The organism is Labrenzia sp. PO1 (assembly GCF_012273635.1).
Taxonomy (GTDB): Bacteria; Pseudomonadota; Alphaproteobacteria; order Rhizobiales; family Stappiaceae; genus Roseibium; species Roseibium algicola.
Map to the genome: position 1 here is coordinate 283,193 of NZ_JAAXCR010000006.1, position 12,603 is coordinate 295,795.

The following is a 12,603-nucleotide window of genomic DNA, read 5'->3' on the forward strand; positions in this document are numbered from 1 at the left end:
AAAATCCAAGTCAATTTCGGATTTTTCGCCTAGAACTTGTGCAATTGCATATTTTTCAGGCGACTTCATGCACATCGATCCCAAACCGACCTTCAGAACCGCGTTCGCCCCGGCGTTGCCTTGGCCGCAACCAACCGAAGCGTTTCTGGCCATGGCGGGCGGCGCTGTCGGTATCGGCGCATGCGCCCTGATGGTGTGGTTGATGCATGCATATGGCGGCCTGCCGCTGTTTCTGATGGCGCCTCTTGGTGCGTCTGCCGTACTGGTGTTTGCCGTACCAAACAGCCCGCTTGCACAGCCTTGGTCCGCAATTCTGGGAAACACCTTGTCGGCGGTGTGTGGTGTGGTGGCGCTTGCCTTGCTGCCGTTGGAAACCGCGCCGGTTCTGGCTGTCGCGCTTGCGTTTGCCGCAATGATGCTCGGCCGGGCTCTGCATCCGCCTGGCGGAGCTGTCGCCTTGCTGATTGGCTTGTCGCCTGAGCTTCTGACAGAAACAGGCGCGCTGATGATCGTCTTCAATACAGCCGTGATGACTTGTGTACTGGTGGCATCCGGCCTTGTGTTTCATCGTTTCTCCGGTCGGAAATATCCGTTCCGGACAAGCCTTTCGCAAAGCGGGCCACCACCAATGCGGCGGCTTGGCCTGACCGAGGAAAATCTGTCGGACCTGCTGTCGAAATTTCACCAGTCGACCAACCTCGGTGCTGTCGATCTTGCCCGGCTTGTGGCCGCTGTCGAGGCAGAGTTGATACAGCCTCCCTTCGAAGGGGTAGCCTGTGCAGATGCGATCGCCCTGGAACACCTTCATGTAGCTCCAGACGCGTCTCTACAGGAAATCCTCAGCAAACTGCAGCAGTCCGAAACATCCAAAGTCGCAGTCGTGAATGCTGACGGCCATCTTGCCGGTCTCATCAACCAGCGCGACCTGCTACGCGTCCTGAGCAAAGGCTTCGGTGACGGATCGAACTTCGCCCCTCCCCTCGCTCGCGACCTCCTGCATGCTCCGGTGACGTCTTTCGACGGCACTCTGCCGCTTGGTGATGCCCTGCATGTGATGGTTCGCGATAATCTGGATCATGTTCCGGTATGCCAGGAGGGAGTGTTCGAAGGTTTTCTGACCCGTTCACTCCTGCTTGAGGCCCTGGTCTGGCCCGCAACGGACAGAAAGGCCGCCTGACGCGGTAAAAGCACAGGGACGCGAAGGGAATTTTCCTGAATGAGCCAAGATGACGACCTGCCGGGAGACCCTGTCTGCTACGCCGACATGCTGGTGGGCGGATTTGTCGTAGATCAGGAAACCTTTCGCGATGTCAGCCGGTTCCGCAAATCTGAGCGCAGCCGCCTCTATGAAAAGCGAAAGGGACTGACCAGCACGGAGCGGGCGGCAAAGACCGCTGCGCTGATCGATCAGCTTCGCCCCGTCCTTGAAGCAGTCGACTATCAGAGGATCTCGCTCTACTGGCCAATCCGTGGAGAACCGGACCTTCGCCCCCTGATGCAGGAGCTTTGCAACTCGGGCAGGACAGTTCTTCTACCCGTCGTTCTCGAAAAGCAGACCCCGCTGGTCTTTCGCCCGTGGCAGCCAGGCTGCAAGATGGTGCGAGGCCTCTGGAACATTCCCGTTCCCGAAGAAGGTTCATCGCAGGTGCCCGAGGTCGTGATCGCGCCCCTGGTTGGTGTCGACGCCCACTTTTACCGCCTCGGCAATGGTGGCGGCTACTACGACCGCACGCTGGCATCGCTGCCGGCCAAACCGCTGACCATCGGGATCGGGTTCGCGTTCTGCAGTCTCAACTCCATCTTTCCAATGCCCTGGGATGTGCCAATGGACAAGGTCGTTCTGGACACCGGGCCTTTGGAAGTTGAACAGGGAAAATGACACTTTCTTCAACCAGTAGTTACCTAGTGCAAATCCGTGCGGGGTCTCCCAGAGACTTTATCGAATAAAGTAAACACGCTTGAGGCACGCATAAGCGCGCAAAATGTCAGTCTTATCCTGTAATTAATACGGATGGCGCGATAGATTTATCCTTTTTTTATCCTGCGCTTTAGACAGTTGTAAACTGTCTCTGCGGTAGTCCTGTTGCAAGAAAAACGGACAGCTAAAATATGCTCAACGACCTTCTCAATCTCGCTCAGGAAAGCACCCCGGAAAAACGCCACCAACTGGTGGAACACGTTACCGAGCTTTTTGTGCGTGGCGCGAACAGCTACCAGACAGAAGAAATCGCCCTGTTCAACACGGTGCTGGAAAGCATGCTTCCCACCATGGAGCCTGAACAGAAGAAAGCGATATCCGAACAGCTGGCGCCGATAGACGACACGTCCAACAAGGTCGCCTATGAGCTTGCCCGAGAAGAGATCGACATCGCCAGGCCGATGCTGACGTCCTCCAATGCGCTCAAGACCGAGGATATCCTGCGGCTGGCCAAGACCATGGGCCAGGGGCACCTGCTGGCGATCTCGAAACGCCAGCATCTTGAGGCCAATGTCACCGATGTCCTGCTGGAACGCGGCGAGAACCCGGTCAAACAATCTGTTGCTGCCAACTCCGGTGCGGAGTTTTCCGAATGGGGCTCTCGCCTGCTGATCAAGCTGGCGGAAAAGGACGAGAAAATCCGCGACGCCATGATGGAGCGCGCGGACATTACCGAGTCCGACTACGACAAACTGATCAACCAGATGCCTGAGGCTCAGCAGGCGAAGATCCGCCAGCTGCGCAAGGAAAACGAAACCCTGATCCAGGATCTCTTCCACAAGGCCAGCAAGGTTGTTGCCAGCTCGAAGCTGGAACGCAAGGCGACCCGTATCAATGCGAAGGTCACCTTGAAGGAAATTCGGGCCGGGCAACGTTCGCTCAGCAAGGCGATCACGCAGCTGTCGCTGTCCAACAACCTGTTCGACATCTGCTTCCTGCTGGCGGAAATGGCCGGGCTGGAGCAGAAATACGTCACCAATGTCATGGTGCGTTACGATTCCACCGGTGTGGCGGTTCTGTGCCGTGCCATGGGAGTGGAAAACGCGGACTACAATGCGCTGTGCAAGGCCCGGGCGATGCACAACAAGCAGCCGCAGTCGACGGCGGAAAACTGGGCGAACGACTACCAGTCGCTGTCAGACCGCGACGCGCGCCGTCTGCTGTCCTTCATGAAGATCCGTCTGCAGACCCTGGAAGGCCAGGCGGCCTGAGGCCGCCTCCCCGCTTCCCGTCAGATCACGCCTCTGCTTTGTCGGGCGACACTTCCCGCGAGACCACCGCAGCGCCCGCTTCCAGGGTGCGATGAACAGGACATTTGTCGGCGATCTCCAGAAGCCGGGTCCGCGTTGCTTCGTCAAGGTTGCCTTCCAGCGTGATCAAGCGCTCGAACCGGTCGATCTTGCCGTTCCGCGACTTCACGCTTTCCGAACACTCTTCACAATCGGCCGCGTGCACCTTGCCGTGCAGAACACGAGTGCCGATCCGTTCGATATCCAGCCCCTTGCGTTCAGCATACATGCGCAACGTCATGACCGTGCAGGCCCCGAGTGCGGCGGACAGATATCCATAGGGCGACGGGCCGCTGTCGAACCCACCGACATCCTTGGGTTCGTCGGCAATCATCCGGTGTACGCCGCTCGTGACCATGACCTGAAACTTGCCCTGGCCGGTCTCCACCACCTCAACACCATCCTTCGCTTCGTCGCCGGCCTGTTCCGCTACCGGATCGAGATAACGCCCGACCCAACCGGCAATCACACGTGCCGCATAGGCCGCGTCCTGGCTCTTTGAAAGAAGATGGTCGGCCGTATCGAGCGACACGAAGCTCTTGGGATGCTTTGCGGCAACGAAAATGCTGGTGGCGTTGTCGATACCGACAACCTCGTCGAGCGGGGCATGCATCACGAGAAGCGCCTTGCCGAGACCCGCGACCTTGTCACGAACCGACTGGGCTTCCAGATCGTCCAGGAACTCCTTGCGAATGGTAAAGTTGCGCCCTTCGAGAGAAACTTCTCCTTCGCCCTGCTTGCGGATCGTTTCTTCCACTCCCTTGAAGCTTCGGATCACGTGATCCGCGTCGGAGGGAGCGCCAATCGTCACGACGGCCCGCACTTCGGGAATGTCGGCGGCAACGGACAGAACCGCGGCCCCGCCGAGCGAATGGCCGATCAGGAGCTGTGGAGCCTGATAGTTGCGGCGCAGATAATCTGCCGCCCGCTTCAGGTCTTCGACGTTGGAGGAAAATCCGGTTGAGGCGAAATCGCCGCCGCTGCCGCCGAGGCCGGTGAAATCGAACCGGAGCACGGCAATCCCCTCTTGTGAGAGCGCACTGGCAACGTGGCGGGCGGCAGCGATATCCTTGGAGCAGGTAAAGCAGTGCGCGAACAGGGCGAAAGCCCTGATCTTGCCAGACGGCAGATCCAACCGGGCCGCCAGACTTGCGTCGTGCGCGCCGTCAAACTTCAGTTTCAGCGGGTGCTGTCCCATTCTTCTGCCTCCATGCGTTCACTCGGCCACAGGTAAGCACACCTGCCCGTCATGCAAGTCACGCATTGGTGTGAACACAGTGACCGCAGATCTTGAACGGTATGCAGCTGGTGAGACCGAAAACGAACGGCCGGAAGTGTCAGTCGGCCTTGTCCAGCAGCGCCTGCAGCCTACGCTCCTCTTCCGCGGTCAGCTTGGGAGCGGAGACATCATTAGCAGCAGCACGATTGCGAGCACGCTTGCGCAGGGCTGCAACAATCGCAATCAGACCCGCAATGAGGGCAACGGGGCCCGCGGCCCACAGAACGATGGTATGCCAGGCGAAGCGAGGCTTCAGCAGTACGAATTCGCCATAGCGGGACACAAGGTAATCGATCACCTGCTCGTCACTGTCGCCGGCGACCAGTCGCTCGCGTACCAGGACGCGCAGGTCCTTGGCCAGCGGCGCGTCGCTGTCATCGATGGACTGGTTCTGACAGACCATGCAGCGCAGTCCAGCTGACAGTGCGCGCGCACGGCCTTCCAGTACCGGATCGTCCAGAACTTCGTCGGGCGCAACGGCAAGAGCCGGTGCGGCAAGCAGGCTCACACAGAGCAGCAGGGCAAGGAATAGACGCTGTATCATCCGGTCACTCCGCCGCTGCCACACTTTGCTGACGTTTGCGGGCCGGTTTCGGAGCCCCCACGCGCAGCCGCCTGTCGGCAATGGAGAACACCGCACCGAGGGACATGATCACACAGCCAATCCAGATCAGGGTGATCAGCGGCTTGAAATATACGCGCACGTCGACAGCGCCATCGCCGCGCCCTTCACCGAGCGAGAGATAGACCTGCGAAAACCCTGTCGTATAGATACCGGCTTCCGTTGTCGGCATCTGGCGCGCCGTGTAAATGCGCTTGGAGGGGTCAAGCTCGGCCACCAGGGTTCCGCCCTGACGGATGGAGAAGTGACCGACTTCTTCAGTGTAGTTCGGACCGCGGCGCGGTGCGGCGCCTTCGAAGGTCATCTGGTATCCGGCAAGTTCGACAACATCGCCCGGACGCATTGTGAGGACACGTTCTTCCTGAAACGCGGAAGCCGTGACAATGCCGAGCACAGTAAGGCCGATGCCGAAATGGGCAGTGGCCGTTCCCCAGGCAGATCCCGGCAGGCCAACAAGACGGGCAAACCCGCGCTTGAAGCCTATTTCGAAGAATTTGACACGGGTCACGATTTCGGAAATTGCACCCGCCATGACCCAGACCGCCAGCCCGACACCAAGCGGCGCCAGCACCTTGTCCATGCCCCAGGCCCAGTAAGTGACCAGTGTCAGCAACAGGGCAAGACCGAAAGCCGCATAAAGCCGCTGGCAGGCCGCCCCAAGATCAGCCCGTTTCCAGGACAGGATCGGACCGAAAGGCACTGCCAGGAGCAGCGGCACCATCAGGGGACCGAACGTCAGGTTGAAGAAGGGTGCACCGACTGAAATCTTCTCGCCAGTGACGGCATCAAGCACCAGCGGATAGAGCGTGCCGACAAAGACGGCTGCACAGGCAGCGGTCAGGAACAGGTTGTTCAGCACCAGACCGCCTTCCCGGCTGATGGGTGCGAACAGCCCTCCCTGCTTCAACATCGGTGCACGCCAGGCGTAAAGGCTGAGCGATCCGCCGATGAAGATGCACAGAAGGCCGAGAATGAAGACGCCGCGGGCCGGGTCGGTGGCAAAGGCATGAACCGAAGTCAGGACGCCTGAACGCACCAGGAAGGTGCCGAGAAGCGACAGGGAAAAGGTGAAGATCGCCAGCAGTACCGTCCAGACCTTCAGCGCCTCGCGCTTTTCCATGACGATTGCCGAGTGCAGCAGAGCCGTGCCCGCAAGCCAGGGCATGAAGCTGGCATTTTCGACCGGATCCCAGAACCACCAGCCACCCCAGCCAAGTTCGTAGTATGCCCAGTAGGAGCCCATCGCGATGCCGAGCGTGAGAAAGCACCAGGCAAGCAATGTCCAGGGCCGCACCCATCGTGCCCAGGCCGCATCGATACGGCCGAGGATAAGTGCAGCCACCGCAAAGGAGAAGGTGATGGAGAAGCCGACATACCCGACGTAAAGCAGAGGCGGGTGAATGGCGAGGCCGATGTCCTGCAGGATCGGGTTCAGGTCAGACCCTTCCAGCGGAGGATTTGCAATCCGGGTAAAAGGGTTGGACGTTGCCAGCAGGAACAGGACAAAACCCGCGGTAACCCAGCCCTGGACGGACAATGTCACCGCTCTCAGGTCGGCCGGCAGGTTGCCCCCGAAGACGCCAACAAGAGCACCGAAGAAAACCAGGATCAGCACCCACAGAAGCATAGAGCCTTCATGGTTTCCCCATACGCCGGTGAACTTGTAGAGCAGGGGTTTTGCCGAATGGCTGTTCTCGACAACGTTCAGCACCGAGAAATCGGAATTGAGATAAGCGCCCGTCAGCACCACAAAGGACAGAAGGACCAGGAGAAAGAGCATCACCGAAACCGGCGGCGCCACCGCCATCAGGCGTTCATCCTTCTGGAGCGCCCCCCAGATCGGCAGAACGGATTGGACAAGTGTCAGCGCGAAGGCCAGCACAAGTGCGTAGTGTCCGAATTCGACAATCATGTCCGTTCCTCTTCCTCACCGGCACTGCGAACAATCAGTTCGCGTTGCCCTCTTCACCTTGCCAGTGTCCCTGCGCCTTCAGCGCTTCGGCCACTTCCTTGGGAATGTAGTTCTCATCGTGCTTGGCCAGCACACTGTCCGCAACGAAAACTCCGTCCGAACCGACGACCCCCTCGGTCACCACGCCCTGCCCTTCCCGGAACAGATCCGGCAGGATGCCCTTGTAGGTGACGGCAACCGTATTGGCCGTGTCGGTTACACGGAAGCTGACTTCGGCATTGTCGGAGCGCACGACCGAGCCTTCCTCGACCAGGCCACCGAGCCGGATCCGCTGCCCGGGCGCAACGCCGTTCTGGGTGATTTCGGTCGGGCTCTGGAAAAACACGATCTCGCTTCTCAGCGCGATCAGAATCAGCGTCAGGGCAATGGCCAGAACCGCGCCAGCCGAACCGATAAGGGTCAATCGTCTTTGTTTGCGTGTCATCAGCGAAGCGTCCGATTTTCAATTCCCCGGCGCAACTGCGCCGCCTGCGGCAGGTCTGCCGCTCAACCGTCAGTTAGACCAAGCTGGCTGGCAGCGTCCTTGATCATGGACAAGTCCTCCGGCTTGTCCGCATATGCCGACAGCGCCTCCTCAAGAGCCTTTTCCGCATCCTGTTTCTTACCCAGAACCATATAGGCACGGATCAGCCGGTTCCACTCATCCACCGATCCACCTTCCGTGGACAGACGCTCGGCAAGGCCGGCAACCATGCCGGCGATCATGGCCTGACGGTCATCCGCGGCCATTTCGCTGGCGGCAGAAACCTCCTCCTGGGACGGTCCCGGCAAACTGTTGCCAACCGGTGCGCCGCCTGTCAGCCGGGCCATTTCCTGGCGTGCGGCCCCAACCCAGGCTTGGGTCTCATCAGCGCCCTGAAGGAGAGCCTGCCAAGCAGCAATCGCGTCTTCCTTGCGGCCTTCCTGGCCAAGCGCCAGTGCGAGAAAGAATCGTGGCTTTACGGCTGCGGGTTCCAGCGACACGGCCTGCTCGAAAGCGGCACGGGCATCGGCTGTAACCAGACCCTGGTTTGCAATTGTCAGGGCTTCGCCCATATCGGTGAGCCAGGCCTGGTTCGGCCCGAGAATGCGGATTGCATTGGAATAGGCTTTCGCAGAAGCCTGAGGCTGACCGAGCGACAGGTAGACCGGAGCAATGACTGCCCAGCCTTGTCCATCTTCCGGATTTTCCGCCAGATGCCGTTCAACACGGGCAACCAGAAGATCGACGGATTGTTCTTCTGCCGGTGCACTCAGACGGCTGAGCAACGGCTGGTCGGGAAGATCGGGAGAGCCAAGAACAAGATAAAGTCCGAAAGCTGAGGCTGGCACCGCCAGCAGGGACAACCCCTGCGCAAGCTTGAAGCTTCCCCCCTTGGAGCCGTCCTGTTTTTTGCTGTCGCCCCTGTCGTGGGCTGCAAGCAGACGGCGCGCGATCTCCGTTCGCGCTGCCTCGGCTGCTTCGGCGTCTATCAGGCCCCGTTCGAGTTCCGTCTCGATCGCCGCAAGCTGCTCGCGATAAACCGCTTCGTCCGCACGCGCCGGTGCATCCTCCTGATGGCGCCGTGTGCGCGATAGAGGAATAAGTACCGACAATGTCGCAACCCCGGTCAACAGGGCAATCAGGATCCAGAACACCATGGCCGCACTATAGACAATTCAATGCGGACAAAAGCAAGGTGGCTGGGATGTGACCGGCGGTCGCGGCGCAAACAAATCGGTGAATGAGGCCAGACCTTCAAAACCATTGCGGCAACCGGCTTTGCAATACGCCGACATTGAGGGCCTAGCGGGAACCGTCAGCGCCGGCCAAGAGCATTGGCGACAAGTTTGCGTTCCGGACTGGGGCCGGAACTGGCATCGGCCGCGTTCTTGCTCGCTTTTGCATAGGCGGATTGCCGACTGCGGCGCAGCTGCGCGGCGTAATCCGTGCCGAAATAGATCTCCGACAGCATGATGGCGACGTCGGCTGCCGCAATCTGTGCCTCCAGCGCAGGTCCCTTGGATTTGCCAAGATCGGTGATCAGAGAACGGGTCAGGATTTCAAGTGTCTGTTCGACTGCCTGGCGTGTACTTTTGCCGATCTCGTTGACGGCGAAGGTCTCGGAGGCGTTCCGAACCATTGCGACCACGCGCAACGTACGCACGGCGTCATCAATCGCGATCTGGTCGATCTGCAGTTTGCCGTCCTTGTCGAATTTCGGCACCTGCAGGGCGCGCCGCACACTGCTGTGGGCGCTGTTCAATTCCCGGGTGACGACACTGGAGATGCTGCGTTTGGTTTCCGCCAGACGTTTGTGCCACCTGCCGGTGACCGACAGATCCATGTCACGTTCAACTCCGCGGACCAACAAGTGGTACTCCGACAGCGCCTGAGAAAAGGCCACCGGGTCCGGATTGTTGTTGCGATGTTCGAACGCCAGGATCTGCAGACGTTCGGCCTCGCTCATGACCACATCAACAAATGGTGCGAACTGCGAACGAGCAATTGCCTTGGGGTCAGGGTCACCTGCCAGACGTCCGGCGAAGGCACACAAGGCCGAAGGCATGTCCGAGCGGTCCACCAGCGCGGCGGCGATCACCGGAACATGGTCGGGAAATCGTGCGGTGCATTTGTCGACGAGACGCAGCACCTCAGTATCCTGCTTCAACCGATGCTCGTTGATGCGATCCGGTATGTTCTGCAGGAACGGAACCAGCCAACGTTCTGCCGCAAAGATCTTCTGGATGTCCCTGACTTCGGAGATACCACGTTCGCCGCCAAGTTCGATTGCCATTCGGCGCTTGTCTTTGTCGGACGTTTCCGCGCGGCGCAGCATGTCGCCGATGGCGTCCACGGCACGCGAGCGCAGAGCCTGCACCAGGGCATCCACACGCTCACCACTAACGGCAAAATTTCCGGCCTGTTCCAGCACAAGGCGAATGTCGGCAGCCATGACATCACGACCGAGCCAGTTCCAGACACGGTCGAGAATGCCTCGCTGGATTCGGCCCTCCTGCCGCTGTGGCAGCATTTCGTTGATCAGAAAATCATCCAGCGGCGTGAAGAACATCCGCTGGATCTGATTGCGTCGCTGAGCGCCGCCCGGCATGCTCGGTGCAACCGGCTGCGGTTTGCGAATGAGTGCCACGGCTGCGGCAAGAACGAGCTGGATATGCGGATCAGCGTGTTTTTGAACCTTGGCGCGTTCCAAATTGCGGACCAGAGCCTCAACCGCCTTGGGGCTCAGACTACGCAAGTAGGTTTTGATTTTGGTTTCAAGCTGGTCCGAATATGTCATTCACAGCGTCAACATCGCGATCCTAGTTACCGCGAGTTTAACGTTAGAAGACTTAAGCAAGTGTTGAGAATAAATACCGGGAACTTAAAGGGCTTCGGACAGCATCAGCAGAACACTGTCTCCCTTTGAACCCTTTCCGCGCCGGCTGGTTCAGCCGATCACCTGCCAGGCACCCTGGTCGGTTTCACACGCCGTGCCGCGCGCCTGCAAGGTGCGGCCCTGGAGAACCATCTCGTGCGTAAACTCGCGGCAGCTGGTCTCGTTGACGAAATAGACCGGTCCGGGACGGACCTGACCGCTGCGGCCGGTACGCTCGTTCTGCCAGGCAACCGAAACCCCAAGGCCCCGCGCGCGCAGGGCCCTGCTCTGGGCATCTTCGGCTGCCTTGCGGTCAGACGGTTCAAGCGCGTCCCCAAACTCGTTGTTCACCAGCACCGAAATGGCCGTATTCGCTTCCGAGCCGGAAACATTCGCATTCGGGTCACCGAAAAAGGACCCCCAAGTGTTGCTGTCTCTCGACCCGGACGTCATGGAGCAACCTGCCAAAGCAAAGGCAAGAGCAAGACACGAGGCACCGCGAAGACGCATTCTTGAAAGCTCCAAGTTCTTCGAATTTCAACCAGAAGCAGCTGAAATCCGATTGCTGACCATTTTCCAAAGGCTAGCGCAAAACGACTGCACTAGAAGGCGTGAAACCGGCGCAAACCGGTCGATGAATCAGTGTTATTTTCAATTTGTGGCCGAACTTGGCCACAACCGTGTCTTTGTTTCCGCTATTTGCATCACATCCTATCACAGTCCCGCAAGGGCGGCCCAAGCGAACGTTTGGTAAATCCCCTATTCCTTGCTGAGTGCCGGCAGCACCAGACGTGCCTTCAGGCCTCCGAGCGAGGAACTTTCAAGATCGAAGGTGCCGCCGTAAAGGGCAGCGAGATCTGCCACGATCGACAGGCCAAGACCTGTTCCCGGCACGGTTTCATCCAGACGCCGACCACGCTTGATGGCTTCGGCGCGCTGTTCAGGCGTCAGTCCGGGCCCATCATCCTCGACCGTGATCGTGAACATGTCCCGGTTCGTGGCCGGATCGTTCAACGGGGCCACCTGAACCCGCACCTTCGAACCTGCCCATTTGCAGGCATTGTCGATCAGGTTGCCGCTCATTTCTTCCAGGTCCTGGCTTTCGCCTCGAAAGCGGATCTGACCGGACTGCGCGAAACCGACATCAACGCCTTTGTCCTGATAGATCTTGCCCATGGCCCGGATCAGACGGGCAAGAACCGGCTCGGTCTCGCATGAAACACCGATGACCCGCCGCTGCGCCGCCATGCGGGCCCGCTCCAGATGATGCTGGATCTGGGTCGACATGATCGATGCCTGTTCGGACACCTTGTCCGCCAAGGGACCACCGGACGCCCTTGCCTCGTTTGAAATGACCGACAGTGGGGTCTTCAGACCGTGTGCAAGGTTGCCGACGTGGGTGCGTGCCCGCTCGACGATTTCCTTGTTCGACACGATGAGCGCGTTGAGTTCCACCGCCAGCGGCGCGATCTCGCGCGGCAGGGCCTCGTCAATGCGTTCGGCCTCGCCCTGTCGAACGGCCGAAAGCGACGCACGCAAGCGCGCAAGTGGCCGCAAGCCGAATTTCACCTGCAGGAAGATCGCCAGAATCAGCCCGAGACCGACAATGCAAAGCGTGATGGCCACAAGCCGCGCAAACTCGAAGATATCCGCCCAGAACCCTGCTGTTGCAGCACCGACGGCAATCACGTAGGCCGCGTCTTCAACGGTAATTCTCTGCTGGAGCACGCGAATTTCATCACCGGTCGGCCCGACGATGAACCCGGCGTTGGCGTCGTCCTGTCCAATCGGCGGCGTGTTCAGCGGATCCCCCACCAGCGACTCCGATGCATAGAGGATCGACGGGCTGTCGGCGCGTCGAACCGTCCAGTACCAGCCGGACAGTGGCAGGGAGAACCGGGGATCGCCGCGGTAGGTCGGCGCAGTCAGGGTTGCGGTTGCCTTGTCAGCACTGGCATCTGCATTGGTTGCCAGCATTTCGGCAATCAGTGCCTTGATATGAACCTCGAGCTGGGCGTCAAACGCCCGTTCGCTCGCTCTTTCATAAAGGCTCACCAGGAACACCCCGGCGATGGCGAGCGCGATGGTGGACCATACAGCCGCCACGAACACCAGACGTGCGGCA

11 protein-coding genes are annotated in these 12,603 nt (G+C 59.6%); 3 read left to right on the top strand and 8 right to left on the bottom strand.

What is annotated here, in order from left to right:
• The first annotated feature begins 67 nt into the window (after window positions 1-67).
• The 3 genes from HCG46_RS26605 to HCG46_RS26615 all read left to right on the top strand — a co-directional run bounded on the left by HCG46_RS26605 (window position 68) and on the right by HCG46_RS26615 (window position 3,189).
• The gene (locus HCG46_RS26605) at window positions 68-1,177 is read left to right on the top strand and encodes an HPP family protein (protein WP_168687976.1); all 1,110 of its coding nucleotides are present in this window, start codon (window positions 68-70) and stop codon (window positions 1,175-1,177) included.
• A gap of 39 nt (window positions 1,178-1,216) precedes the next feature.
• Window positions 1,217-1,879, top strand: a complete 663-nt coding sequence (locus HCG46_RS26610; protein ID WP_168687977.1) for a 5-formyltetrahydrofolate cyclo-ligase — start codon at window positions 1,217-1,219, stop codon at window positions 1,877-1,879.
• Between the two features lie 230 nt (window positions 1,880-2,109).
• Complete coding sequence (locus tag HCG46_RS26615) at window positions 2,110-3,189, top strand: DUF2336 domain-containing protein (protein ID WP_022997826.1); 1,080 nt, start codon at window positions 2,110-2,112, stop codon at window positions 3,187-3,189.
• Window positions 3,190-3,214: 25 nt separating this feature from the next.
• Here HCG46_RS26615 and HCG46_RS26620 read toward each other — a convergent pair whose 3' ends face one another.
• From HCG46_RS26620 to HCG46_RS26655, 8 genes are all read right to left on the bottom strand, one after another.
• Window positions 3,215-4,465, bottom strand: coding sequence for a bifunctional alpha/beta hydrolase/OsmC family protein (locus HCG46_RS26620; RefSeq protein ID WP_168687978.1), 1,251 nt, complete (start codon window positions 4,463-4,465; stop codon window positions 3,215-3,217).
• A gap of 139 nt (window positions 4,466-4,604) precedes the next feature.
• Window positions 4,605-5,090 carry a cytochrome c-type biogenesis protein gene (locus HCG46_RS26625; protein ID WP_077290392.1) on the bottom strand — a complete coding sequence of 162 codons (486 nt, stop codon included), beginning with the start codon at window positions 5,088-5,090 and terminating at the stop codon, window positions 4,605-4,607.
• Between the two features lie 4 nt (window positions 5,091-5,094).
• A complete protein-coding gene (locus HCG46_RS26630) occupies window positions 5,095-7,080 on the bottom strand; it encodes a heme lyase CcmF/NrfE family subunit (protein ID WP_022997829.1) in 1,986 nt (661 codons plus the stop codon).
• A gap of 34 nt (window positions 7,081-7,114) precedes the next feature.
• Window positions 7,115-7,564: a cytochrome c maturation protein CcmE gene (gene ccmE / locus HCG46_RS26635; RefSeq protein ID WP_055658701.1), complete on the bottom strand. Its 450-nt coding sequence runs from the start codon at window positions 7,562-7,564 to the stop codon at window positions 7,115-7,117.
• Between the two features lie 62 nt (window positions 7,565-7,626).
• Window positions 7,627-8,760 carry a c-type cytochrome biogenesis protein CcmI gene (gene ccmI / locus HCG46_RS26640; protein WP_168687979.1) on the bottom strand — a complete coding sequence of 378 codons (1,134 nt, stop codon included), beginning with the start codon at window positions 8,758-8,760 and terminating at the stop codon, window positions 7,627-7,629.
• Between the two features lie 158 nt (window positions 8,761-8,918).
• The gene (locus tag HCG46_RS26645; RefSeq protein WP_209009638.1) at window positions 8,919-10,358 is read right to left on the bottom strand and encodes a hypothetical protein; all 1,440 of its coding nucleotides are present in this window, start codon (window positions 10,356-10,358) and stop codon (window positions 8,919-8,921) included.
• 192 nt (window positions 10,359-10,550) lie between these two features.
• Entirely contained in the window at window positions 10,551-10,988 is a 438-nt protein-coding gene (locus HCG46_RS26650) for an RT0821/Lpp0805 family surface protein (RefSeq protein ID WP_055658695.1), read from the bottom strand.
• 249 nt (window positions 10,989-11,237) lie between these two features.
• Window positions 11,238-12,590 carry an ATP-binding protein gene (locus HCG46_RS26655; protein WP_353621843.1) on the bottom strand — a complete coding sequence of 451 codons (1,353 nt, stop codon included), beginning with the start codon at window positions 12,588-12,590 and terminating at the stop codon, window positions 11,238-11,240.
• Window positions 12,591-12,603: the final 13 nt, after the last annotated feature.

Coding starts and splice junctions, on each gene's coding strand:
- HCG46_RS26605 (WP_168687976.1), top strand. CDS start 68: ATGCACATCGATCCCAAACCGACCTTCAGAACCGCGTTCGCCCCGGCG.
- HCG46_RS26610 (WP_168687977.1), top strand. CDS start 1,217: ATGAGCCAAGATGACGACCTGCCGGGAGACCCTGTCTGCTACGCCGAC.
- HCG46_RS26615 (WP_022997826.1), top strand. CDS start 2,110: ATGCTCAACGACCTTCTCAATCTCGCTCAGGAAAGCACCCCGGAAAAA.
- HCG46_RS26620 (WP_168687978.1), bottom strand. CDS start 4,465: ATGGGACAGCACCCGCTGAAACTGAAGTTTGACGGCGCGCACGACGCA.
- HCG46_RS26625 (WP_077290392.1), bottom strand. CDS start 5,090: ATGATACAGCGTCTATTCCTTGCCCTGCTGCTCTGTGTGAGCCTGCTT.
- HCG46_RS26630 (WP_022997829.1), bottom strand. CDS start 7,080: ATGATTGTCGAATTCGGACACTACGCACTTGTGCTGGCCTTCGCGCTG.
- ccmE (WP_055658701.1), bottom strand. CDS start 7,564: ATGACACGCAAACAAAGACGATTGACCCTTATCGGTTCGGCTGGCGCG.
- ccmI (WP_168687979.1), bottom strand. CDS start 8,760: ATGGTGTTCTGGATCCTGATTGCCCTGTTGACCGGGGTTGCGACATTG.
- HCG46_RS26650 (WP_055658695.1), bottom strand. CDS start 10,988: ATGCGTCTTCGCGGTGCCTCGTGTCTTGCTCTTGCCTTTGCTTTGGCA.